General features: G+C 62.8%; 20 protein-coding genes. 11 read left to right on the forward strand and 9 right to left on the reverse strand.

What is annotated here, in order from left to right; all coding sequences use genetic code 11:
- Window positions 1-80: 80 nt before the first annotated feature.
- A complete protein-coding gene (gene recX / locus CLU91_RS13770) occupies window positions 81-536 on the reverse strand; it encodes a recombination regulator RecX (protein WP_100874617.1) in 456 nt (151 codons plus the stop codon).
- Window positions 537-743: 207 nt separating this feature from the next.
- The gene (recA, locus tag CLU91_RS13775) at window positions 744-1844 is read right to left on the reverse strand and encodes a recombinase RecA (protein ID WP_071075324.1); all 1101 of its coding nucleotides are present in this window, start codon (window positions 1842-1844) and stop codon (window positions 744-746) included.
- A 249-nt stretch (window positions 1845-2093) separates the two neighbouring features.
- Between recA and CLU91_RS13780 the strand changes: the two genes are divergently transcribed.
- From CLU91_RS13780 to CLU91_RS13800, 5 genes are all read left to right on the forward strand, one after another.
- Window positions 2094-2828, forward strand: coding sequence for a response regulator (locus CLU91_RS13780; RefSeq protein WP_100874618.1), 735 nt, complete (start codon window positions 2094-2096; stop codon window positions 2826-2828).
- Window positions 2825-4357 (forward strand): sensor histidine kinase, encoded by a 1533-nt coding sequence (locus CLU91_RS13785; protein WP_232730741.1) that lies wholly within the window; start codon window positions 2825-2827, stop codon window positions 4355-4357. The genes CLU91_RS13780 and CLU91_RS13785 overlap by 4 nt, the downstream gene beginning before the upstream one ends.
- Entirely contained in the window at window positions 4350-4664 is a 315-nt protein-coding gene (locus CLU91_RS13790; protein ID WP_100874619.1) for a DUF4212 domain-containing protein, read from the forward strand. The genes CLU91_RS13785 and CLU91_RS13790 overlap by 8 nt, the downstream gene beginning before the upstream one ends.
- Complete coding sequence (locus tag CLU91_RS13795) at window positions 4661-6709, forward strand: sodium:solute symporter family protein (RefSeq protein WP_100874620.1); 2049 nt, start codon at window positions 4661-4663, stop codon at window positions 6707-6709. Before CLU91_RS13790 ends, CLU91_RS13795 begins: the two co-directional genes overlap by 4 nt.
- 116 nt (window positions 6710-6825) lie before the next feature.
- Window positions 6826-8052: a 6-phosphofructokinase gene (locus CLU91_RS13800; RefSeq protein ID WP_100874621.1), complete on the forward strand. Its 1227-nt coding sequence runs from the start codon at window positions 6826-6828 to the stop codon at window positions 8050-8052.
- Between the two features lie 84 nt (window positions 8053-8136).
- On the opposite strand, the gene purM is transcribed toward CLU91_RS13800, so the two are convergent.
- Window positions 8137-9180, reverse strand: coding sequence for a phosphoribosylformylglycinamidine cyclo-ligase (purM, locus tag CLU91_RS13805; RefSeq protein ID WP_099761982.1), 1044 nt, complete (start codon window positions 9178-9180; stop codon window positions 8137-8139).
- A gap of 188 nt (window positions 9181-9368) precedes the next feature.
- Here purM and CLU91_RS13810 point away from each other — a divergent pair, with 188 nt between their 5' ends.
- The 6 genes from CLU91_RS13810 to panB all read left to right on the forward strand — a co-directional run bounded on the left by CLU91_RS13810 (window position 9369) and on the right by panB (window position 14820).
- Window positions 9369-10451, forward strand: a complete 1083-nt coding sequence (locus CLU91_RS13810) for an AI-2E family transporter (protein WP_100874622.1) — start codon at window positions 9369-9371, stop codon at window positions 10449-10451.
- 202 nt (window positions 10452-10653) lie between these two features.
- Window positions 10654-11322, forward strand: a complete 669-nt coding sequence (gene hda, locus CLU91_RS13815; RefSeq protein ID WP_034788687.1) for a DnaA regulatory inactivator Hda — start codon at window positions 10654-10656, stop codon at window positions 11320-11322.
- The gene (locus CLU91_RS13820) at window positions 11322-11993 is read left to right on the forward strand and encodes an HAD family hydrolase (protein WP_100876732.1); all 672 of its coding nucleotides are present in this window, start codon (window positions 11322-11324) and stop codon (window positions 11991-11993) included. The genes hda and CLU91_RS13820 overlap by 1 nt, the downstream gene beginning before the upstream one ends.
- A complete protein-coding gene (pcnB, locus tag CLU91_RS13825; RefSeq protein WP_100874623.1) occupies window positions 11986-13359 on the forward strand; it encodes a polynucleotide adenylyltransferase PcnB in 1374 nt (457 codons plus the stop codon). Before CLU91_RS13820 ends, pcnB begins: the two co-directional genes overlap by 8 nt.
- Window positions 13359-13835 carry a 2-amino-4-hydroxy-6-hydroxymethyldihydropteridine diphosphokinase gene (folK, locus tag CLU91_RS13830; RefSeq protein WP_100874624.1) on the forward strand — a complete coding sequence of 159 codons (477 nt, stop codon included), beginning with the start codon at window positions 13359-13361 and terminating at the stop codon, window positions 13833-13835. Before pcnB ends, folK begins: the two co-directional genes overlap by 1 nt.
- A gap of 109 nt (window positions 13836-13944) precedes the next feature.
- The gene (panB, locus tag CLU91_RS13835; protein ID WP_198521330.1) at window positions 13945-14820 is read left to right on the forward strand and encodes a 3-methyl-2-oxobutanoate hydroxymethyltransferase; all 876 of its coding nucleotides are present in this window, start codon (window positions 13945-13947) and stop codon (window positions 14818-14820) included.
- Between the two features lie 111 nt (window positions 14821-14931).
- Here the strand turns inward: panB and CLU91_RS13840 are convergent, their stop codons facing one another.
- The 6 genes from CLU91_RS13840 to CLU91_RS13865 all read right to left on the reverse strand — a co-directional run bounded on the left by CLU91_RS13840 (window position 14932) and on the right by CLU91_RS13865 (window position 22422).
- A complete protein-coding gene (locus tag CLU91_RS13840; RefSeq protein ID WP_100874625.1) occupies window positions 14932-16419 on the reverse strand; it encodes an aldehyde dehydrogenase in 1488 nt (495 codons plus the stop codon).
- A gap of 35 nt (window positions 16420-16454) precedes the next feature.
- Complete coding sequence (locus tag CLU91_RS13845; RefSeq protein ID WP_100874626.1) at window positions 16455-17300, reverse strand: ABC transporter permease; 846 nt, start codon at window positions 17298-17300, stop codon at window positions 16455-16457.
- On the reverse strand, window positions 17297-18226 hold the full coding sequence (locus CLU91_RS13850) for an ABC transporter permease subunit (RefSeq protein ID WP_100874627.1): 930 nt from the start codon (window positions 18224-18226) through the stop codon (window positions 17297-17299). The genes CLU91_RS13845 and CLU91_RS13850 overlap by 4 nt, the downstream gene beginning before the upstream one ends.
- 7 nt (window positions 18227-18233) lie before the next feature.
- Complete coding sequence (locus tag CLU91_RS13855) at window positions 18234-19382, reverse strand: ABC transporter ATP-binding protein (protein ID WP_198521331.1); 1149 nt, start codon at window positions 19380-19382, stop codon at window positions 18234-18236.
- A 196-nt stretch (window positions 19383-19578) separates the two neighbouring features.
- The gene (locus CLU91_RS13860; RefSeq protein WP_100874628.1) at window positions 19579-21039 is read right to left on the reverse strand and encodes an aspartate aminotransferase family protein; all 1461 of its coding nucleotides are present in this window, start codon (window positions 21037-21039) and stop codon (window positions 19579-19581) included.
- Window positions 21040-21051: 12 nt separating this feature from the next.
- Window positions 21052-22422 (reverse strand): glutamine synthetase family protein, encoded by a 1371-nt coding sequence (locus tag CLU91_RS13865; RefSeq protein ID WP_035822563.1) that lies wholly within the window; start codon window positions 22420-22422, stop codon window positions 21052-21054.
- Window positions 22423-22485: the final 63 nt, after the last annotated feature.

Raw genomic sequence — 22485 nt, forward strand, 5'->3', positions numbered from 1 at the left:
TCAAGTAAATAAGCTGGGACGCAACATGCGCAGCAGCAATTAGGCAGAATAACTGATCCTTGCTGTCAAGTTAATAAATATTACTCATCCTCGGGCTCCAGGCCTTTCAAGGCCACCTGCACGGCGCGCTGCGAAAAGCCGCGCTGCATCAGGAAGCGCACCTGCTTGTTGCGCTGTTCGGCATCCTGCGCCACTGCACCGAATTTGCGGCGCCACACTTCGCAGGCGCGCGCGGTCTCGCCTTCGGCCAGGCCCGCCTTGAGTTCCTGCAGCGCTTCACCACCGATGCCATGGCTTTGCAATTCCGCCATGATGCGGCTATTGCCGAAACGCGCCGAGCGGCGGTGGATCAGCGACTCGGAAAAGCGCTCCTGCGACAGCCAGTTGGCTTGCTCCAGGCTGTCGAGCAAGGCTTCCACGTCGTCGCCTTCCTGCGCATGGCGCTGCAGCTTGCGCCGCAATTCCATGCGGCTATGCTCGCGCATCGACAGAAAGCGGAGCGCCCTGCCCTTCAGGCTTAGTTGTACTGCAGCCATACACCCACCTTGTCTTTCATTCATTCCACGATCACAGCACCCAAACACAATCGCCGCCCGGCGCAACAGCGCGGGACGGCGATCGGGGTCATACCTTGCGGCAAGCCATGCGTAGGTCGGATTCGGCCCCTTGGGCCGTAATCCGACAACATTGTTGACGTCTGTGGTGTTGTCGGATTACGCGCGGCTTTGCCGCGCTCATCCGGCCTACTCTGGCTTGGCTTCCGCCTTGGCAGCCTTGTCGGCGGCTTTATCCGCTTTTTCCGGCTTTTCAGCAGCCAGCGGCGGCAGTTCGCGCACGCCCAGCGACGCGCGGACCTTGTTTTCGATTTCGCGGGCCAGCGCGGGACGCTCTTGCAGGAAGGCGCGGGCGTTGTCCTTGCCCTGGCCGATGCGTTCGCCGTTGTAGCTGTACCACGAACCGGATTTTTCCACGATCTTGGCATCCGAACCCAGGTCCAGGATTTCGCCTTCGCGCGAGGTGCCGGCGCCGTACAGGATGTCGAAGTGCGCTTCCTTGAACGGTGGCGCGATCTTGTTCTTGACGACCTTGACCTTGGTTTCGTTGCCGATCACTTCATCGCCGGACTTGATCGAGCCGGTGCGGCGGATATCGAGGCGCACGGAGGCGTAGAATTTCAGCGCATTGCCGCCCGTGGTGGTTTCCGGGCTGCCGAACATCACGCCGATCTTCATGCGGATCTGGTTGATGAAGATGACCAGGGTATTGGTGCGGTTGATGGAACCGGTCAATTTACGCAGGGCTTGCGACATCAGGCGCGCTTGCAGACCTGGCAGCGAGTCGCCCATGTCGCCTTCGATCTCGGCGCGTGGCGTCAGTGCGGCCACGGAGTCGATGACGACGAGGTCGACGCTGCCCGAACGCACGAGGGCGTCGCAGATTTCCAGTGCCTGCTCGCCCGTGTCCGGTTGCGAGATCAGCAATTCGTGCAGGTTCACACCCAGCTTTTGCGCGTAACCGACGTCGAGCGCGTGCTCGGCATCGATAAAGGCGCACGTGCCGCCAAGTTTTTGCATTTCAGCAATGGTTTGCAGGGTCAAGGTGGTTTTACCCGACGATTCAGGACCGTAGATTTCCACCACGCGGCCGCGCGGCAAGCCGCCCACGCCCAGCGCGATATCGAGGCCGAGCGAACCGGTCGACACGACTTGCACTTCTTCGATCACCGCGCTGGCATCCATGCGCATGACCGAACCTTTGCCAAACTGCTTCTCGATCTGCGCCAGTGCGGCGGCGAGCGCCTTGGCTTTTTCCGATGCGGGTACTACAGCTTTTTTATCGTCCATATGTTCTTTCAGCCGTCCTACAGTTGCGAATCCATTTGAATCCTGCAGCCTGCGATAGCGCCAGTGGGTTAAATTCTTTACACAGACAGTACTGTATAAAAAAACAGTGATCAATGCAAGCGGAACGTGGATTTGTTTTGAAACAGGTCAATACAAGCCTGGTTTTTCACAAAAACTCGCCACCTTGCGGAAAATGAAACACAATACACACCTCAGATGTCCTGATGTTGCAAGCATAGGAAGTGCACCATGCGTATTTTACTTGCCGAAGATGACAGCGTGCTGGCCGATGGCCTGACCCGCTCGCTGCGCCAGTCCGGTTATGCCATCGACTACGTCAAGACCGGCCAGGAGGCCGATACGGCCCTGTCCACCCAGGAATTCGACCTGCTGATCCTCGACCTGGGCCTGCCGAAGATGTCCGGCCTGGAGGTGCTGCGCCGCCTGCGCGCGCGCGCCTCGCTGCTGCCGGTGCTGATCCTGACGGCCGCCGATTCCATCGAACAACGCGTGAATGGCCTCGACCTCGGTGCCGATGATTATATGGCCAAGCCGTTCGCCCTGTCGGAACTGGAGGCAAGAGTGCGCGCCCTGACGCGCCGCGGCGCTGGTGGCGGCGCCACCGTCATCAAGCACGGCCCCCTCAGCTACGACCAGGTGGGACGCAGCGCCTACATCAACGATCAGATGCTCGACCTGTCGGCGCGCGAACTGGGCTTGCTGGAAATCCTGCTGGGCCGCACCGGCCGCCTCGTCTCGAAAGAGCAACTGGTCGACCACCTGTGCGAATGGGGCGAAGAAGTGTCGAACAACGCCATCGAGGTGTATGTGCACCGCTTGCGCAAGAAGATCGAGGTGGGCGGCGTGCGCATCGCCACCGTGCGCGGCCTCGGCTATTGCCTGGAAAAATACTCGGAAGCGGCGCGCCTGAATGCCGAAGCGGGCGAGGCGGCAGCCCCGGTCAGCGGACCCGCCACCAAGTGAAGGCGCGCGAAGCGCCAGCGGACGAGGTGGACGACGACGACTGGTTCGAGCCGCCCACCACGGAACAGGACGACACCATCGAGCATTCGCTGTTTGGCGAAATCCTCGACTGGATGCTGGCCCCCTTGCTGCTGCTGTGGCCGATGAGCATCGCCATCACCTACCTGGTGGCCAAGGGCATCGCCAATCAACCGTTCGATCATGCGCTGGAAGACAGCGTGACGGTGCTGACGCAGCAGGTCAAGCAAGCCGACGGCGCGCAGCTGCGCCGCCTGCCGGACAAGAACCGCAGCGGCCGCGACTTCCTGCGCGGCGACGATGTCGACACCCTGTATTACCTGGTGGTGGGCGGGCGCGGCGAATACCTCGACGGCGACCGCGACTTGCCGCCGCCGCAAGACCCCGACAAATACCGCAGCGGCATGGTGCTGTTTCGCAACGACACCATCCACGGCACGCCCGTGCGCGTGGCGTTTACCTATCTCGACATGCCATCCGGCAGCGACGACGAACCGCGCCGCACGCTGGTGCAAGTGGCCGAGACGCTGGAAAAGCGCGCCCAGCTGGCCAACGAAATCATCAAGGGCGTGATCTTGCCGCAGTTCATCATCCTGCCCGTGATCCTGGCCCTGGTCTGGTTTGCCCTGGCACGCGGCCTGTCGCCGCTGGCGCAATTGCAGGAGCGCATACGCGCGCGGCCGCCCGACGATTTATCGCCCATCGAATCGGGCCAGGTGCCCGAGGAAATCACGCCGCTGGTCGGTTCGCTCAACGAGATGCTGGCGCGGCTGTCGCTGTCGATCGACATGCAGAAACGCTTCATCGCCGATGCCGCGCACCAGATGAAAACGCCGCTGGCCGGCATGCGCATGCAATCGGAGCTGGCCCTGCGCCAGACCGACCACGACGAGATTCACCGCTCGCTGCTGCAGCTGGCGAAAAGTTCGGAAGCGGCCACGCGCCTGGTGAACCAGCTGCTGGCCCTGGCGCGCGCGGAAAACCAGCCGCAGGCGGGCACGGCGTTCGAGCCGATCGAGCTGAGCGAACTGGCGCGCGGCGTGGTGCAGGACTGGGTGCAAGCGTCGTTTGCCCAGCATATCGACCTGGGCTTCGAGCAGCCCGCGTACTCGATCATGATTTCAGGCAATGCCATGATGCTGCGTGAACTGCTGAGCAATCTGATCGACAATGCCCTGCGCTACACGCCGCCGGGCGGCAGCGTCACGGTGCGCGTGCGCAGCACCCTGGAACTGGCCATCCTGGAAGTGGAGGATACGGGCCCCGGCATACCGCAGGCCGAGCGGGCGCACGTGTTTGAACGCTTTTACCGCATTCTTGGCAGCAATGTCGACGGCAGCGGCCTGGGCCTGGCCATCGTGCGCGAGATTGCCCAGCAGCATGGCGCCGAAGTCGATATTTTTAACAATCCGCGCGCGCAGTCGCCGAAGCTGCCGGGCACCCTGCTGCGCCTGAGCATTGCGCTGCTGTTGCCTGACGCACCAGAAGAGAATGACATCACGTATGGATAAGCCCAGCCTTCCTGCAGCGCCGTTGCGGCCGACGCGCACGCCCAGCCCCGGGCTGCAGGCGCGCCTCGACGTGCACTGGCACAAGACGCGGCGCCTGACGGCCATCCTGTTGCTGGTCTGGCTGCTGACGGGCTTCCTGACCGTGTTTTATGCGCGTGAACTGCTGCACCTGAACCTGTTCGGCTGGCCGCTGCCCTTCTATATGGCGGCCCAGGGCGCTTCGCTGGTGTACCTGGCCATCATCGCCTTCTATGCCTGGCGCATGCGGCGCCTGGACCGCGATTTTCATGCCGGGGAGCAAACATGAGCGGCCAGCGCAGCTTCTTTGCCCGGCTGAGCCGCTACTACCTGCTGTTTACAGCCGGTTTCGCCGCCTTCCTGCTGGCCCTGTCGGTGCTGGAACAGGAAGGCATGCCACGCGCGTGGATCGGCTACCTGTTCATGCTCGTCACCATCACCCTGTACGCCACCATCGGCGTCATCAGCCGCACCTCGAACGTCACCGAATACTATGTGGCGGGGCGCAGGGTGCCGGCCATGTTCAACGGCATGGCCACGGCCGCCGACTGGATTTCGGCGGCCAGCTTCATCAGCCTGGCCGGCGGCCTGTACCTGAACGGCTTCGACGGTCTGGCCTTCATCATGGGCTGGACGGGCGGCTATTGCCTGGTGGCGCTATTGATCGCGCCCTATCTGCGCAAGTTCAGCCAGTACACGATTCCCGACTTCCTCGCCGCCCGCTACGGCAGCGGCACCGACAAACGGGGCGCCAGCGTGCGCGTGGTGGCCGTGGCCGCCACCATCATCGTCTCGTTTACGTATGTGGTAGCGCAGATCTATGCCGTCGGCCTGATCGCCTCGCGCTTCACGGGCGTGGATTTTTCCGTCGGCATCTTCCTGGGCCTGGCAAGCATTCTCGTGTGCTCCTTTCTGGGTGGCATGCGCGCCATCACCTGGACGCAGGTGGCGCAGTACATCATCATTCTCGTCGCCTTTCTGATTCCCGCCATGTGGCTGTCGGTCAAGCATGCGGACAATCCCGTGCCGCAGATCGCCTACGGCAAGGTGCTGACGCAACTGAGCGCGCGCGAACACGTGCTGGAAACGGACCCGAAAGAAAACGCCGTGCGCGCCATCTTCCGCCAGCGCGCGCAAAGCTACCAGGAGCGCATCGCCGACTTGCCCGCTTCCTGGGAGCAAGGCCGGCTGGCGGCCCAGCGCCAGCTCGACAGTTTACGCCAGCGCAATACCTCACTGTTCGATATCCGCAACGCCGAGCGCTACCTGATCGCCTATCCGAAAAGCCCGGACGAGGCACGCGTGCTGTGGCAGGCGGCGCAGGCGCAAAACCAGAAACGCGCCGAACCCATCATTCCGCACGCGCAGCCGTTTCCCGCCGCGGACCGCGAGCAGTCCGACATCAAGCGCAACAATTTCCTGGCCCTCGTGTTCTGCATGATGCTGGGCACGGCCGCGCTGCCGCATATCCTCATGCGATCGTATACCACGCCGTCCGTGCACGACACGCGCGTCTCCGTCTTCTGGACCCTGTTTTTCATCTTGTTGATCTATCTCACGATTCCTGCGTTGGCCGTGCTGGTCAAGTACGATATTTACTCGGCACTGGTAGGCACGCAATACACGAACCTGCCCACCTGGGTGTCGTACTGGGCCAATGTGGACAAGCTCAGTCCCCTGATCAGCATCGTCGACGTCAACCGCGACGGCATCGTGCAATTGGCGGAAATTTTCATCGACGCCGACGTGCTGGTGCTGGCCACGCCCGAGATCGCCGGCCTGCCCTACGTGATTTCCGGCCTGGTGGCGGCCGGCGGCCTGGCCGCCGCCCTGTCGACGGCGGACGGCTTGCTGCTGGCCATTTCCAATGCCCTGTCGCACGACATCTATTACAAGGTGGTCGATCCCAGTGCCTCGACGCAAAAGCGCGTGACGATTTCAAAATTGCTGCTGCTGGCCGTGGCCTTCATCGCCGCCTATGCGGCCTCGCAAAAGCCGGCCGACATTTTGTCGCTGGTGGGCGTGGCCTTTTCCCTGGCCGCCTCGACCCTGTTCCCGCCGCTGGTGCTGGGCGTGTTCTGGCAGCGCGCCAACTACCAGGGCGCGCTGGCCGGCATGCTGACGGGCTTTGGCGTGTGCCTGTACTACATGCTGCACACGAGTACCATGCTGGGCGGCAATGCCAGCGGTCAATGGTTTCATATTGCACCCATCTCGGCCGGCATCTTCGGCGTGCCGGCCGGCCTGGCCGCCGCCGTGCTGGTCAGCTGGCTGACGCCGGCGCCGGGACGCCGCAGCACGGGGTTGGTCGAGCATATCCGGGCGCCGGAGTAACAACGCAGCAAGGACTGGGCAACGTGGAGAAATTCCTCGACAGAACGATCGGAAAAGACAGCGTCCCGGCAAAAAAGGAGTAGGCTGGAGGGCCGCGCCATTTACGAGGAAATCCCATGCCGTCTGGAAAAATTCTTGTTGCCCAGGGAGGCGGCCCCACCGCCGTCATCAACCAGTCGCTGGTGGGCGTGGTGCTCGAATCGCGGCGCTTTCAGCATGTCACGCGCGTGTATGGCGCGCTGCACGGCGTGCGCGGCATTATCAATGAAGAATTCGTCGATCTGACGCAGGAAACCAGCCATAACCTGGAGCTGGTGGCCGCCACGCCCTCGTCGGCCCTCGGCTCCACGCGCGACAAACCCGATATTGCCTACTGCCAGCAAATCTTCGAAGTGCTGCGCGCGCACGAGATCGAGCATTTCTTTTACATCGGCGGCAATGATTCGTCCGACACCGTGCGCATCGTCAGCGAGGAAGCGCACAAGGCAGGCTATCCGCTGCGCTGCATTCACATCCCGAAAACCATCGACAACGACCTGGTGGGCAGCGACCACACGCCCGGCTTTCCCTCGGCCGCGCGCTTCGTCGCGCAAGCGTTCGCCGGCGCCAACCTCGACAACGCGGCCTTGCCCGGCGTGTACGTGGGCGTCGTGATGGGCCGCCACGCGGGCTTTTTGACGGCCGCCTCGGCGCTGGGCAAGAAGTTCCCCGACGATGGCCCGCACCTGATCTACCTGCCCGAACGCGTCTTCGTGCTGGAGAAATTCCTTGCCGACGTGAAGGCCACGTATGAAAAATATGGCCGCTGCGTGATCGCCGTGTCGGAAGGCATCCACGATGCCTCGGGCGAACCGATCGCCAGCCTGCTGGCCAGGCAGGTCGGCAACGAGGTCGAGCGCGATGCGCACGGCAACGTGCAATTGTCGGGCACGGGCGCGCTGGCCGACCTGCTGTGCGACGCAATAAAGGCCAGGCTCGGCATCAAGCGCGTGCGCGGCGATACCTTCGGCTATCTGCAGCGCTCCTTCATCGGCTGCGTCTCTGACGTCGATCAACGCGAAGCGCGCGAAGTGGGCGAAAAGGCGGTGCAGTTCGCCATGTGGGGCGACCGTGACGGGTCGGTGGCCATCAAGCGCACGGGCTTTTATTCCGTCGACTACGAGCTGCTGCCCCTGACAGACGTGGCAGGCAAGACGCGCACCATGGAAGACGAATTCATCAGCGCCAGCGGCACCGACGTGACCGATGCCTTCCGGTTGTATCTGCGCCCGCTGCTGGGTTCGGGCATGCCCGATGCGTTCCGCCTGCGGGCGGCCAAGGTGGCGAAAGTACTCAAGCCTTAAATTTTTCTGAGCTTGCGTACCTAAAGGGCAAAAAAAAGCGGCGATGCATTCGCATTCGCCGCTTTCGAAAACTATTGTTATTTCTTAGATCACGATGGTCTGGTGCTCATCACCCACTTGCGCACGGATGGTGCCGATGCGCGAGACAGTTTCGCCAGCCGCTTGCAATTGCGCGATGGCGGCGTCCGCGTTTTCCTGCGAGACGATGACGGTCATGCCGATGCCGCAGTTGAAGACGCGGTGCATTTCGGCGTCAGCCACGCCGCCGTGCTGTTGCAGCCACGTGAACAGCGGCGGCATGGTCCATGCCTTCGAGTCCAGCTCGGCCACCAGGCCTGGCTGCAGCACGCGCGGGATGTTTTCCACCAGGCCGCCGCCGGTGATGTGCACCATGCCTTTGACTTCCATGGCATCCATCAGCGCCAGCAGCGGCTTGACGTAGATGCGCGTCGGCTGCATCAGCACGTCGGCCAGCTTGCGGCCGTGGAAGTCGCCTTCCAGGTCCGGTTTCGCCACTTCGATGATCTTGCGCACCAGCGAGTAACCGTTCGAGTGCACGCCCGACGAGGCCAGGCCCAGCACCACATCGCCCGGAGCGATCTTGGTGCCGTCGATGATTTTCGATTTTTCCACGGCGCCGACGGCAAAACCTGCCAGATCGTATTCGCCGGCCGGGTACATGCTCGGCATTTCCGCCGTTTCGCCGCCGATCAGCGCGCAACCCGCTTGTTCGCAACCCTGGGCGATGCCTTTGATGACGTCGGTGGCAATGGCCACGTCCAGCTTGCCGCAAGCAAAATAGTCGAGGAAGAACAGCGGCTCGGCGCCTTGCACCAGGATGTCGTTGACGCTCATGGCGACCAGGTCGATGCCGACCGTGTCATGACGGTTCAGTTCGAAGGCCAGGCGCAATTTGGTGCCGACGCCGTCGGTGCCGGAGACCAGCACCGGTTCCTTGTATTTCTTGCTGATTTCAAACATGGCGCCAAAACCGCCCAGGCCGCCCATCACGCCTTCGCGCAGGGTGCGCTTGGCAAACGGCTTGATTGCTTCGACTAAAGCGTCGCCTGCGTCGATATCGACGCCAGCGTCACGGTAGGAAAGGGAAACATTAGAAGTCTGGTTCATGGTGTGGTGGCAGCGGAGGCGGTAAAATAGAAGGCGGATACCCGCCGGCACGCGCGCGCAAGCATGTTTTTCAACATCGTGCGGCAGGACGCCAGCGGGTGAATTCGGTCGATCAAGTCGCTATTTTATCAAACTGCCCCGCCATTTCGTAATTAACTGCCTTTTTTTAACGCAACAGCACAAACTACATGCCATTCGCCATCACCGCCGAGCAGAAGCAAACAGCATTTTGGATCGCGGTCTGGCTGGCATTCTTGCTGCTGCTCGTCAGCCTCGGCCCCATCCTGACGCCCTTCCTGGCCGCCGCCATCCTCGCCTACGTGCTCAATCCCGGCGTGGACCGCTTGCAGCGCCTGCATTACAAGCGCTTTTACGTGCCTCGTCCGCTGGCCGTGCTCGTCGTCGTGGTGTTGTTTTTCCTCGCCATTACGGCACTCGTGCTGATCGTCGTGCCCGTGCTGCAAAAGGAAATTCCGCTGCTGCAGGCGCAGATCCCGCAATTTCTCAGCAAGGCCAACGAGTTCCTGGCGCCGAAACTGCGCGACCTCGGCATCCGCGTGCGCCTCGACGGCACGGGCATCAAACGCATGCTGAGCCAGCAGATGGCCACCAGTGGCGATGAAATCTGGAGCACGGTGCTCGCCTCGGCCCGCATCGGCGGCACGGCCGTGCTGGGCTGGCTGGCCACCGTCGTGCTGATTCCCGTCGTACTGTTCTATCTGTTGCTGGACTGGCATCCGATGCTGGCGCGCATCGCCGGCGCCGTGCCGCGCCGCTGGGTCGGGCGCACGGTGGGCATGGCGCAAGAAGTCGACACCTTGCTGGCGCAATACCTGCGCGGCCAGTTGCTCGTCATGCTGGTGCTGGCCACGTACTACTCGGTGGCGCTGGCCATCGCCGGTTTTGAAGTGGCATTGCCTGTGGGCATCATCACGGGCTTGCTGGTGTTCATCCCCTACCTGGGCTTCGGCCTGGGCCTGATGCTGGCGCTGATCGCCGCCCTGCTGCAGTTTGCCGACTGGAGCGGCGTGATCGCCGTGGCCGTCATCTATGGCTGCGGCCAGGTCATCGAAGGCTTTTTCCTCACGCCGCGCCTGGTGGGCGAGCGCATCGGTTTAAATCCGCTGGCCGTGATCTTCGCCTTATTGGCATTCGGACAATTGTTCGGTTTCGTCGGTGTTTTGCTCGCTTTACCCGCTTCTGCCGTGCTGATGGTCGCTTTTAAGCATCTAAGACGCCACTACCTCTCCAGCAGCTTCTATAATGCATGACAAGGTGACTGACATAAGCTACTGCGCGTCGCGCTTTGCGGCCTGCGATGCTCACCGTGCTCCAGCACGGTTGCGCTTCTCGGCCACAAATCGCTGCCGCTCGCTACGCTTCTGTCAGGCACCCGATACGGCTACAATATGAAACTAACAACAGCGACGACAACGCTCAAGCAGTAATGAAAAACAGGACAAGGCGTACGCCATGAAACAACTGGTGCTCGATTTAGGCACAGACCAGGCGCACAGCCTCGATACCTTCGAGGTGGGACAGAATGCCGAAGTGGCGCAGCTGATGCGCCAGTTCGCCGCGCGCACGTCGCGCGAACATTTTGCCTACCTGTGGGGTGAACTGGCCGCCGGCAAGAGCCATCTGCTCAAGGCCCTGGCCAGCACCGAGCGCGCGCGCTACATTTCGCCGTTCTCGATCGAGTCCGAATTCGTGTATTCGCCCGACGTCGACCTGTACCTGCTCGACGACTGCGAAAAACTGTCGCCGCTGGCGCAGATCGACGCCTTTGCCCTGTTCAATGAAATCCGCGCCAACAAGGCCTATATGGTGTGCAGCGGCGCCGTGCCGCCCGCCGTGCTGCCCGTGCGCGAAGACTTGCGCACGCGCATGGGCTGGGGCCTGATCTATCAAATCCACGGCTTGACGGACGATGAAAAAATCGCCGCCCTGACCCAGGCGGCCACCACCCGCGGCTTGACCTTGTCGCCCGGCGTGTTACCCTATCTGCTGTCCCATTTCCGGCGCGACATGCGTTCGCTGTCGACGATGCTGGACTCTCTCGACCTCTACTCCCTGGAAACCCAACGCCCGATCACCTTGCCATTGTTGCGCGAGTTGCTGCAGGCGGAAGCGAAAGAATGATGAATCTGGCCCTGTTTGACCTCGACCACACCCTGCTGCCCATCGACTCGGATCACGAGTGGGGCGAATTCCTGGTACGCATCGGTGCCGTGGACGCCGCCGAATTCACCCGCCGCAACGACGAATTTTTCGCGCAATACCAGGCCGGCACGCTCGATCCGGTGGAATACCTGGAATTTTCGCTCGGCACGCTGGCGCAATTCCCGCGCGAACGCCTCGAAGCGCTGCACCGGCAATTCATGGCCGAAGTGGTCGTGCCGGCCATCCGTCCCGAAGTCGTCGCCCTGCTCAAGCAGCACCAGGACGCGGGCGATTTGCTGGCCATCGTCACGGCCACCAACCATTTCATCACCAAACCCATCGCCGATGCGCTGGGCGTCGAGCACCTGCTGGCCGCCATGCCCGAGTATGACGACGCAGGCAACGTCACGGGCAAGCTGGTCGGCACGCCGACCCTGGGCGCGGGCAAGCTGACCCACACCCACGCCTGGCTGGAAAAGATGGGCAAGGAACTGGGGCAGTTCGAGCGCAGCTATTTTTACAGCGATTCACACAACGACATTCCCCTGCTGTCGGTCGTGACCCACCCGGTCGCGACCAACCCCAATACCGCTTTGAGCGCACACGCATCCCTCCACGGCTGGCCATCACTCCACTTATTCAATGATTAAAAAATTCATCCGCAAGATCCTCGGCGTTAAAAAAGAGGCAGCGCGCGACACCACGGCACCCGTCGTGCTCGGTCCCGCGCAACACGGAATCGACCCGAAACTGGTGTCGTCGAATGCCATCCGCGTCACCAGCAGCCTGCAGGAAGCGGGCTTCGAAGCCTTTGTCGTCGGCGGCGCCGTGCGCGACCTGCTGCTGGGCGTCAAACCGAAAGACTTCGACATCGCCACCAACGCCACGCCGGAGCAGGTCAAGCGATTGTTCCGCCGCGCCTTCATCATCGGCAAACGCTTCCAGATCGTGCACGTGATGTTCGGCCAGGATTTGCTGGAAGTGACGACCTTCCGCGGCGCCGGCGCCGACTCCGCGCCCAAGGATGAACATGGCCGCGTCCTGCGCGACAACACCTTCGGCTTGCAGCACGAAGACGCGCTGCGCCGCGACTTCACCATCAACGCCATGTACTACAACCCGGCCACGCAGGAAGTGCTCGATTATCACGGCGGAGTGGAAGACATCCGCGCCCAGACCCTGCGCATGATCGGTAAACCGGAAGAACGCTACCGCGAAGACCCCGTGCGCATGCTGCGCGTGGTGCGCTTCGCCGCCAAGCTGAAATTCACCATCGAGCCGCATACGGCCGCGCCGATCCCCATCATGGCGCCGCTGATCAACAACGTGCCCGCCCCGCGCGTGTTCGACGAGATGCTGAAACTGCTGATGAGCGGCCACGCACTGGCCTGCCTGCAGCAGCTGCGCAAGGAAGGCTTGCATCACGGCTTGCTGCCGCTGCTCGACGTGGTGCTGGAGCAGCCGCTGGGCGCGAAATTCGTCACCCTGGCGCTGGACGCCACGGACCAGCGCATCGCCGCCGGCAAGACCGTCTCGCCGGGCTTTTTGTTTGCCTCGCTGCTGTGGCATCAGGTGCTGGAAAAATGGACGGCCTACCGCGCCGCCGGCGAGTCGACGATTCCCGCGCTGCACCTGGCGGCCGACGACGTGCTCGATTCGCAGACGGAAAAACTGGCCTTGCAGCGCAAGATCGGCTCCGACATGCGCGACATCTGGTCGATGCAGCCGCGCTTCGAGCGCCGGGTCGGCAAGGCGCCGCATAAACTGCTGGAACACCTGCGCTTCCGCGCCGGCTACGACTTCCTGCTGCTGCGCTGCGCCTCGGGCGAGATCGACATGGAGATCGGCGAATGGTGGACGGCCTTTTATGAAGGCGACGAGGAAACGCGCGAAGCGCTGCTCGTCAGCGCGAATGCCGCGCCGGGCGCCGTCAAGAAGAAGCGTCCGCCACGCCGCAGCACGCGCAGCAAGACGGGTACGGGCGGCTCGACCACCGGCAGCACCAGCGGCGAATAATGGCAGTCATTGCTTACATCGGTATCGGGGCGAACTTGGGCGACGCACGCGCCAACGTGCACGATGCGATCGCGCGCCTGGCGCGCCTGCCCGGCGCCAGCTTGCTGGATGCCTCGGCCAGCTACCGCACGGCGCCCATCGATTCGAGCGGTGACGACTACGTCAACGCCGTGGCGCGCATCAGCACCACCCTGCCGGCCGAAGAACTGCTGCAGGCCCTGCACGCCATCGAGGCGGCGCACGGGCGCGAACGGCCCTACCGCAACGCCCCGCGCACGCTGGACCTGGACTTGCTGCTGTACGGCGACGAGCAGATCGCCAGTGCCACCCTGACGGTGCCGCATCCGCGCATCACCGAGCGCGCCTTCGTGCTCGTGCCGCTCTTGGCCCTGGCGCCCGCCATCGCCGTGCCCGGCCTCGGGCCGGCGCAGGACTACCTGGCCAGCGTCGCCGACCAGGCCATCAGCGAGCTCTGAGCCACGGCGCCGGACATACACTACAATGCCGTCCCTGCAGCACGCCGCATAAAGTACTACACTAGCGGCGTCGCAATCGCATCACCCCCTTTCACTCTAGAGAATACCTATGTCCGCTTATTTGCAAGGAACAGATCTGGCCGCAAAAGACAAGGCTGCCACACCGGCGCCGGCGCCATCCAAGCCTGTCGCCAACAAGGCCGTGACCATCCATACCCTGGCCACGCTGCGCGCCGCCGGCGAAAAGATCACCATGCTGACCTGCTATGACGCCAGCTTCGCGTCGCTGATGGACCGCTGCGGCGTGGAAATCCTGCTGATCGGCGATTCGCTCGGCATGGTCTGCAATGGCCTCAACTCCACCCTGCCCGTCACCGTGGCCGAACTGGCTTACCACACGGCGTCCGTGGCGCGTGGCAGCAAGTCGGCCATGATCCTGTCCGACCTGCCGTTCGGCGCGTATGGCACGCCCGAGACAGCCTACGCGAATGCCGTGATCCTGATGCAGGCTGGCGCGCACATGATCAAGATCGAAGGCGGTGCCTGGCTGGCCGAGACCGTCCGCTTCCTCACCGAGCGCGGTATCCCCATCTGCGCCCACATCGGCCTGACGCCGCAATTCGTGCACCAGCTGGGCGGCTACAAGGTGCAGGGCAAGAGCACGGAAAGCGCTGCGGAATTGAAGAACGACGCGCTGGTGCTGCAAAACGCGGGCGCCGCCATCGTGCTGATGGAAGCGATGCCGTCGCAGCTGGGCAAGGAAGTGACGGACATGCTGACGATACCGACGATCGGCATCGGCGCCGGTCCCGACTGCTCGGGCCAGGTGCTCGTCATGCACGACATGCTGGGCGTGTTCCCAGGCCGCAAAGCGCGCTTCGTGCGCAACTTCATGGAAGGCGCGACCAGCATCGACGATGCCGTCACCGGCTACGTCAAAGCCGTCAAGGAAGGCAGCTTCCCGGCGCTGGAACACTGCTTCTGATGTAGTTTGTTTTATGTCGGCTTACGCGCTGCGCGCTAAGCCGACCTACGGCGGCAAAATCTGGGGTCAGACCCGGCGGGTCTGACCCCGGCTTCACGCCAACAATTCCCCCTACCCCACCTGTATCCAAGTCGTCTTCAATTCCGTGTACTTGTCCAGCGCATGCAATGACTTGTCGCGCCCGTTGCCTGACTGCTTGTAGCCGCCAAACGGCACGGTGATGTCGTCGCCATCGTATTGATTGACGTGCACGGTGCCGGCGCGCAGCGCGCGCGAGGTCTGGATGGCTTTGGTGATGTCGGACGTCCACACGGCCGCCTGCAAGCCGTACGGCGTGGCGTTGGCCTGTTGGATGGCTTCGGCGAGATCCGTAAAACCCAGCACCGACAGGACAGGCCCGAAAATCTCTTCGCGCGCGATCGTCATGGCAGCGTCCACGCCAAAGATGGTCGGCTGCACGTAATAGCCGCCCGTATCAAGGCGCACGGCCTCGCCGCCGCCCAGCAATTGCGCGCCTTCGTTCTTGCCGGCCGCGATGTAGCCCATCACGGTCTGCATCTGGGCGGCATCGACGATGGCGCCCATGACGGTGGCTTCGTCGAGCGGGTCGCCGGGCTGGAAGCGGGGCAGCATGGCCAGCGCCTTGGCGATAAATGCATCCTTGATCGATTCCTCCACGAACAGGCGCGAGGGCGCGTTGCAGCTTTCGCCCTGGTTGAAGAAGATGGAACCGATGGCGGCCGCCACGGCCTTGTCCAGATCCGGGCAATCGGCGCAGACGATGTTGGCGGACTTGCCGCCCAGCTCCGTCCACGCCCGTTTCAGGTTCGACTGTCCCGCCATCTGCACGATCAATTTTCCCGTGCGCGTGGAACCCGTAAAGCCGATGCAATCAACATCCATGTGCAGCGCCAGCGCGGCGCCGGCCTCCTTGCCGTAGCCGGGCAGCACGTTGAAGACGCCCGCCGGCACGCCCGCTTCGAGCGCGATGTCGGCCAGGCGCAAGGCCGTCAGCGGCGATTTTTCAGACGGTTTCAAGATCACGCTGTTGCCGGCCACGAGGGCGGGCGCGATCTTCCAGGCGGCCATGATCATCGGGTAATTCCACGGCACGATGGCGGCGACGACGCCGACCGGTTCGCGCGTGATCAGGGCCAGGCTGTTGGCGGGGGTCGGCGCGATTTCATCGTAGACCTTGTCGATCGCCTCGCCATACCAGCGCAGGCAATTGGCCGTGGCGCCCACGTCCACGCTCTGGCTGTATTTGATCGGTTTGCCCATGTCCAGGGTTTCCAGCAGGGCCAGTTCGGGACCGTATTGCTGCACCAGGTCGGCGAACTTGATCAATATCCGCTTGCGCTGCGCCGGCGACTTGCCTGCCCAGCGGCGGTCGTCGAAGGCGGCGCGGGCGGCCTGCACGGCCGCATCCACGTCGGCAGTGTCGCAGCGTGCCACCTGCCCCAGCAAGCGCCCGTCGATGGGCGACAGGTTATCGAAAGTCTGGCCAGATACGGCCACTGTCCGCTCGCCATTGATAACTGCGCGTCCATCGATCGCGAGCGCGGCGGCCCGTGCATGCCAGCTGGTGTTTTCCGTCATGGTCGTCTCCTGCAAGGTGAAAACGCCAGCTTACTCTAGTCTTCCAAATAGGCCGCAGACAGTTGCTTGCGACGTCTGCGGTCGGCGCGCGCCAGCATCACGGCATACGCGATCACGGCGATGGTCACCACCAGGATCGTCAGCGCCGCGATGGCATTCACGCGCGGATCGAGCCCCAGGCGCGCACGCGAGAAGATCACCAGCGGCATGGTCGTCGAACCGGGGCCGGACAGGAAAGCCGACAGCACCACGTCGTCCAGCGACAGGGTAAACGTCAGCAGCCAGGCGGACGCCAGCGCCTGCGTGATGTTCGGCAGAGTCACGAGGAAGAACACCTGGTGCGCGCGGCAGCCCAGGTCCATGGCCGCCTCGGCCAGCGATTTGCTCATCTCCTGCAGGCGCGACTGCACCACCACGGCCGCATACGCCATGCCCAGCAGGGTGTGGCCGAGCCAGATGGTCAGCACGCCCCGCTCGGGAAAACCGAAGACCTTTTGCATGGACACCAGCATCAGCAGCAAGGACAGGCCGATGATCACTTCCGGCATGACCAGCGGCGCGCTGACCATGGACGAGAACAAGGTACGGCCGCGGAAGCGCTGGTAATTGGTCAGCGCGAAGGCGGCAAACGTGCCGAGGATGACGGACGAGGTGGCCGACATGAAGGCGATTTTCAGCGACAAACCGAAGCCGGAAATGATCTCCGTATCGCTCATCAACTCGCTGTACCAGCGCAGCGAAAAGCCGCTCCACACCATGTCCTGGCGCGAGCTGTTGAACGAAAAGACGATCAGCACGATGATGGGCAGGTACAGGAACAGATAGCCGAGCGAAAGCCAGCCGCGGCCGAACCAGCGCTGCAGGAAAGTACGTCCGTTCATGTGCGCTCCTCCGCGTCTTGGTCCGTCTTGTATTTGTTAAAAATGGCCATCGGCACGAGGATCAGCAAGACCACCAGCACCGTCACCGACGACGCCATGGCCCAGTCGTTATTGGTGAAGTATTCATCCCACAGCACGCGGCCGATCATCAGGGTTTCCGGGCCACCCAGCAGCTCGGGAATCACGTATTCGCCCACGGACGGAATGAACACCAGCATGGCGCCGGCGATGATGCCCGACTTCGACAGGGGCACGGTGATGCGCCAGAACGCCTGCAAGGGCGTGGCACCCAGGTCGGCCGCCGCTTCCAGGAAACGCATGTCCATTTTGACCAGGTTCGCGTACAGGGGCAAAATCATGAACGGCAGGTAGGCGTACACCATGCCGACCACCAGCGAGAACGAGGTGTTCATCATGTGCAGCGGTTCCTGCACCACGCCCAGCGCGATCAGCAAGTCGTTGAGCAAGCCGTGGTTGGCCAGGATGCCCTTCCACGCATACACGCGCAGCAGGAACGAGGTCCAGAACGGCAGCATCACCAGCATCATCAGCACGGGACGGATCGACGGTTTCGCGCGCGCCATGAAGTAGGCGAACGGGTAGCCGATGAAGAGGCAGATGGCCGTGGTGATGGCCGCGTATTTCAATGAACTGAGGTAGGTGAGCAGATACAGTTCATCGGCGGCGATGAACAGGTAGTTGGCGATTTTCACCTTCAGCACGACGATGCCGTCGACGTACGACAACAAGCCGCCGAACGGGCTGCCCGCCGTATCCATGTCGGACAGGCTGATACGCAGCACGATCAGGAACGGCACCAGAAAGGCGGCCGCCAGGAACAGCGACGGCACGGCGATGACGGCGGTGCGGCCGGTAAGCCAGCGCAGGGTGACGAGCTTGCGCAGCGATTGCAGGAGGGACGTCATGATGGCCTCAGCTGGTCAGCACGACGATGTCGGCGCCATCCCACCACACCCACACGCGCTGTTCGCGCTCCAGGCGCGCAGCGTCGTGGCGGGCCGCGTTGGTGCGCGACACTTTCACCAGCGTGCCGCTGTCGAGGCGTACGTGGTAGCTGGTTTCATTGCCAAAGTATGCCATGGCGACGATCACGCCCTGGGCGCAGTTGTAGCCGTGTTCGGCCGGCGACGCGCGCTCTTCCAGGGTCGGGGACGCGATCTGGATGCCGATTTTTTCGGGGCGCACGGCCACCGAGACATCCATGCCAAGGTTGCCCGTGATGCCATGCGAAACATAGTGCTCGCCATCGGGCGTGGCGATGACCACGTGATCGGCTTCGTCCTGCGTGATGTGGCCGTCGAACAGGTTGACGCTGCCGATGAAGTCGGCCACGAAACGGCAGTTCGGCGTCTCGTAGATTTCACCGGGCGCGCCCACCTGCAGGATGCGCCCTTCGCTCATGACGGCGATGCGCGTGGCCATGCTCATGGCTTCGTCCTGGTCGTGCGTGACCATCACGCAGGTGACGCCCACCTGCTCGATGATGTTCACCAGCTCCATCTGCGTGCGTTCGCGCAGTTTTTTATCGAGCGCGCCCAGCGGCTCGTCAAGCAGCAGCAATTGCGGCCGCTTGGCCAGGCTGCGCGCCAGCGCCACGCGCTGCTGCTGCCCGCCCGACAACTGGTGCGGCTTGCGCTTCGCGTACTGGCCCAGCTGCACCAGCGCCAGCATCTGCTCGACCCGCGCCGCCACTTCCGCTTTCGGCAAGCCGTCGCGGCGCAGGCCGAAGGCGATGTTGTCCCACACGGACAGATGCGGGAACAGCGCGTACGACTGGAACATCATGTTGATGGGACGCTGGTGCGGCGGCACATCAACGATGCTGTTGCCTGCCAGGGCGATCCTGCCCGACGTCGGCGTCTCGAAGCCCGCCAGCATGCGCAGCAGGGTCGACTTGCCGCAACCTGAACTGCCGAGCAAGGCGAAGATCTCGCCCTTGTTGATCGTCACGGAAATATTATTGACGGCGCGCACGCCATCGAATTCCTTGACCAGCTGATCAATCAGCAAGAAAGGCGCTGGGGCGTCGCTGGCCGACGCGGCAGGTGTTGCTATCGTCATGTGTGGGTGGCTTCTGGGTAAGAGGGTGTCAAATGAAAAACTGGCCGCTACAAAGAGCGGCCAGGATGGAAGTTTAGCGGAACTGCCGCTTATCGGGTCTAAAAATTGTACAGATGTCGATAAAAACCCAACAGCTGAGACTGGGGTCGTACCCTCAGGGTACGACCCCGGCCCTTGCGTTTGGGTTCGACGATAGCTAAACCCACCCCTTCGCCTGTACATCCGCATACGTCTTGTCCAGGCACAGCCGTATCAAGCCCACCATTTCATCGATCTGCGCGCGCGTCATCACCAGCGGCGGGGCGACGATCATGCGCTCGCCCACGGCACGCATGATGACGCCATTGTCGAACATGTGGCCGCGGCAGATCATGCCCACGCCCTGGCCTTCGTCAAACAGCTCGTTCTCGTGCACGGTGGCGCCCTTCCTGCGCACCAGGTTCAGGCCAGCGACCAGGCCGCAGCTGTCCGCATAGCCGACCAACGGATGTTCGCCCAGGCTGGCAAAGCACTGCTGCAGGTACGGCCCCGTATCCTCGGCCACCTTGGCCACCAGCTGTTCCTCCTCGATGATGCGGATGTTTTCCAGCGCCGCCGCGCAGGCGACGGGGTGGCCGGAATACGTGAAACCGTGCGTGAATTCACCGCCCTGCTCGATCAATACCTTGGCGACCCTGTCGCCCACCAGCACGCCACCCAGCGGCACGTAGCCAGAAGTGACGCCCTTGGCAAAGGTGATCAGGTCGGGCTTGATGCCGAACAGTTCGGAGCCGAACCAGCGGCCCAGGCGGCCGAAGCCGCAGATGACTTCATCGGCGATCAGCAAGATGCCGTACTTGTCGCAGATGCGCTGGATCTCGGGCCAGTAGGTACTTGGAGGAATGATGACGCCGCCCGCGCCCTGCACCGGTTCGCCGATGAAGGCGGCCACCTTGTCGGCGCCGATTTCCAGGATTTTGTCTTCCAGCCAGCCAGCCGCCTTCAGGCCGAAGGCCTCGGGAGTCAATCCGTGCCCCGACTCCAGGTAATTGGGCTGGCCGATGTGCGCGATGCCCGGTATCGGCATGCAGCCCTGCGCATGCATGCCGTCCATGCCGCCCAGCGACGCTCCCGCCACCGTGCTGCCGTGATAGGCGTTGTGGCGGCTGATGATGGTATGGCGCTCCTTGTAGCCGAGGATATCCCAGTAGCGGCGCACCATGCGCAGATTCGTGTCGTTGCCTTCCGAGCCGGAACTGGTGAAGAACACGTGCTGGAACTGCGGCGGTGATATCTGCGCCAGCTTGGCGGCCAGCTGCGCGGCCGGCACGTTCGTCGTGCCAAAGAAGCTGTTATAGAACGGCAGCGTCTCCATCTGCCGGTACACGGCTTGCGAAATCGACGTGCGGCCGTAGCCCACGTTGACGCACCACAGACCCGACATGCCGTCGACGATTTTCTTGCCCAGGCTATCCCACAGATAGACGCCGTCGCCGCGCACCATCACGCGCGCGCCCTTGCTTGCCAGGTCCTGGAAATCGGTGAACGGATGCAGGTAGTGGGCCGAGTCCATCTGCTGGATGGCGTTTGTATCGTACACCTGCGGCGCCGCGTTTTTCTGCGCCACGGAGGATACAAAAGCGGCGCTGGGCGCCAGCGGATTGTTCGATGTGCTCATTGATATCCTTTCTTAAACGTGGAGCAGAAGATGCTCGCGCTCCCACGGGCTGATCACGGTCATGAATTCCTGGTGTTCCAGGTCCTTGATGGCCGCATACACGTCGATGAAGCGCTCGCCCAGCACCGTGCGCAGCTTGTCTTCCGCGCGCAGCAGTTGCAGGGCTTCGGGCAAGCCTTGCGGCAGTTCGAACTTCATGTCGTAGGCGCTGCCCACCATCATCGGCGTCGCTTCCAGCTGCTCCGTCATGCCAAGGTAGCCGCAGGCCAGGGTGACGGCCAGCGCCAGGTAGGGATTCGCGTCGGCGCCGATGATGCGGTTTTCCACGCGCCGGTCCTGCACGCCCGATTCAGGCACGCGAAAACCCACGGTGCGGTTGTCCAGGCCCCATTGAATATTGATCGGCGCGGCCGTGTGGCGCACGATGCGGCGGTAGGAATTCACGTAGGGCGCGACGATGGCCATGGCCGACGGCATGTAGCGCTGCAGTCCCGCGATGTAATGCTTGAAGATGGGCGCGGCCGAACCGTCCTCGTTGCTGAAGATGTTCAGGCCCGTCTTCGCATCGACGACGCTCTGGTGCACGTGCATGGCGGAACCCGGTTCGCCCGCCATGGGCTTGGCCATGAAGGTGGCGTACATATCGTGTTTCAAGGCCGCTTCGCGCAGAGTGCGCTTGAAGAAAAACACCTTGTCGGCCAGGCCCAGCGGGTCACCGTGCAGGAAGTTGATTTCCATCTGCCCCGCGCCGATTTCGTGGATCAGGGTGTCGACGTCAAGGTTCATCAGTTCGCAGTAATCGTAGATATCCTCGAACAGGGGATCGAACTCGTTGACGGCGTCGATGCTGTAGACCTGGCGGCTCGTCTCGGCCCGGCCGCTGCGCCCGATGGGCGGCTTCAGTGGCAAGTCCGGGTCCGTGTTTTTCGCCGTCAGGTAGAACTCCAGTTCCGGCGCCACCACGGGTTTCCAGCCCTTGTCCGCATACAGTTTCAGCACGCGCCGCAGCACGGAGCGCGGGGCAAAATCGACCAGCGCGCCATCGGCAAAATAGCAGTCGTGGATGACTTGCGCGGTGGGATCCGTGGCCCACGGCACCATGGTGATGGTGGTGGGGTCGGCCTTCAATATCATGTCGCGGTCGGTGCTGGAAATGGCGCGGTCATAGCCGCCATCGTCGACGGGGTAATTGCCCGTCACGGTCATGCCCAGTACCGCTTCCGGGATGCGCATGCCGCGCTCCTGGGTGAATTTCCCGCGCGGCAGGATCTTCCCGCGCGCCACGCCCGTCAAGTCGGGGACCAGGCATTCGATTTCCGTGACGCGCTTTTCATTGAGCCACAAATCCATATCCGTATAAGTGAAATTTTCGCGTATTGCCATGTTTCCCTCTCGTTGGTCTTGCGCTTTTCCTGATCAAGCGCCGCATGGTGGTGCTGCGGCGCA

Origin of the sequence: Janthinobacterium sp. 64 (assembly GCF_002813325.1) — a bacterium.
Taxonomy (GTDB): Bacteria; Pseudomonadota; Gammaproteobacteria; order Burkholderiales; family Burkholderiaceae_D; genus Janthinobacterium.

What these genes read in the sequence shown, in the direction of transcription:
- CLU91_RS13800 (WP_100874621.1), top strand. Translation starts at nt 6,826, where the DNA reads ATGCCGTCTGGAAAAATTCTTGTTGCCCAGGGAGGCGGCCCCACCGCC.
- CLU91_RS13855 (WP_198521331.1), bottom strand. Translation starts at nt 19,382, where the DNA reads ATGACGATAGCAACACCTGCCGCGTCGGCCAGCGACGCCCCAGCGCCT.
- panB (WP_198521330.1), top strand. Translation starts at nt 13,945, where the DNA reads ATGTCCGCTTATTTGCAAGGAACAGATCTGGCCGCAAAAGACAAGGCT.
- CLU91_RS13840 (WP_100874625.1), bottom strand. Translation starts at nt 16,419, where the DNA reads ATGACGGAAAACACCAGCTGGCATGCACGGGCCGCCGCGCTCGCGATC.
- CLU91_RS13795 (WP_100874620.1), top strand. Translation starts at nt 4,661, where the DNA reads ATGAGCGGCCAGCGCAGCTTCTTTGCCCGGCTGAGCCGCTACTACCTG.
- CLU91_RS13845 (WP_100874626.1), bottom strand. Translation starts at nt 17,300, where the DNA reads ATGAACGGACGTACTTTCCTGCAGCGCTGGTTCGGCCGCGGCTGGCTT.
- CLU91_RS13865 (WP_035822563.1), bottom strand. Translation starts at nt 22,422, where the DNA reads ATGGCAATACGCGAAAATTTCACTTATACGGATATGGATTTGTGGCTC.
- CLU91_RS13810 (WP_100874622.1), top strand. Translation starts at nt 9,369, where the DNA reads ATGCCATTCGCCATCACCGCCGAGCAGAAGCAAACAGCATTTTGGATC.
- CLU91_RS13820 (WP_100876732.1), top strand. Translation starts at nt 11,322, where the DNA reads ATGAATCTGGCCCTGTTTGACCTCGACCACACCCTGCTGCCCATCGAC.
- recA (WP_071075324.1), bottom strand. Translation starts at nt 1,844, where the DNA reads ATGGACGATAAAAAAGCTGTAGTACCCGCATCGGAAAAAGCCAAGGCG.
- CLU91_RS13850 (WP_100874627.1), bottom strand. Translation starts at nt 18,226, where the DNA reads ATGACGTCCCTCCTGCAATCGCTGCGCAAGCTCGTCACCCTGCGCTGG.
- hda (WP_034788687.1), top strand. Translation starts at nt 10,654, where the DNA reads ATGAAACAACTGGTGCTCGATTTAGGCACAGACCAGGCGCACAGCCTC.
- folK (WP_100874624.1), top strand. Translation starts at nt 13,359, where the DNA reads ATGGCAGTCATTGCTTACATCGGTATCGGGGCGAACTTGGGCGACGCA.
- CLU91_RS13780 (WP_100874618.1), top strand. Translation starts at nt 2,094, where the DNA reads ATGCGTATTTTACTTGCCGAAGATGACAGCGTGCTGGCCGATGGCCTG.
- purM (WP_099761982.1), bottom strand. Translation starts at nt 9,180, where the DNA reads ATGAACCAGACTTCTAATGTTTCCCTTTCCTACCGTGACGCTGGCGTC.
- recX (WP_100874617.1), bottom strand. Translation starts at nt 536, where the DNA reads ATGGCTGCAGTACAACTAAGCCTGAAGGGCAGGGCGCTCCGCTTTCTG.
- CLU91_RS13860 (WP_100874628.1), bottom strand. Translation starts at nt 21,039, where the DNA reads ATGAGCACATCGAACAATCCGCTGGCGCCCAGCGCCGCTTTTGTATCC.
- CLU91_RS13790 (WP_100874619.1), top strand. Translation starts at nt 4,350, where the DNA reads ATGGATAAGCCCAGCCTTCCTGCAGCGCCGTTGCGGCCGACGCGCACG.
- pcnB (WP_100874623.1), top strand. Translation starts at nt 11,986, where the DNA reads ATGATTAAAAAATTCATCCGCAAGATCCTCGGCGTTAAAAAAGAGGCA.